The following is a 550-nucleotide window of genomic DNA, read 5'->3' on the forward strand; positions in this document are numbered from 1 at the left end:
ACCTCCGAGGAAGTGCGGCCGTCGCGGATGGCGACCGTTCGGCGGACCTCGCTGGCCACGGTCTGGTCGTGCGTCACGATCACGATGGTGGTGCCGAGTTCGGCGTTGGCCGTGCGGAAGGCGGCGAAGATCTCCTCGCCGGTGGCCGAGTCCAGCTCGCCGGTGGGCTCGTCGGCCAGGAGTACGGAGGGGGTGTTGGCGAGCGCCACGGCGATGGCGGCGCGCTGCTGCTCGCCGCCGGACATCTGCTGCGGGCGCTTGTCCCGGCAGTGGTCGATCCGCAGCATCCGGAGCAGGTCGTCGGCGTGCTTCAGGCGCGCCGCGCGCTGCCGGCCGCGGCCCCGCAACTGCATGGGGAGGAGCACGTTCTGGATGGTGGTCAGGTACGGGAGCAGGTTGCGGGCGGTCTGCTGCCAGACGAAGCCGACGATGTCGCGGCGGTAGCGTAGCCGGGCCTTCGCGTCCATGTTCAGCAGGTCGCTGCCGGCCACCGAGGCCGCGCCGGCCGTGGGCACGTCCAGGCCGGCCAGGATGTTCATCAGCGTGGACT

Annotated in this window: 1 protein-coding gene; it reads right to left on the reverse strand. The window is 71.6% G+C overall.

Features of this window, described 5'->3' with window-relative positions; translation table 11 throughout:
* Positions 1-550: ABC transporter ATP-binding protein (locus KUM32_RS41005; protein ID WP_217146742.1), on the reverse strand; the 550-nt coding region annotated here is incomplete at both ends.

This window comes from Streptomyces sp. AC627_RSS907 (genome assembly GCF_019049165.1).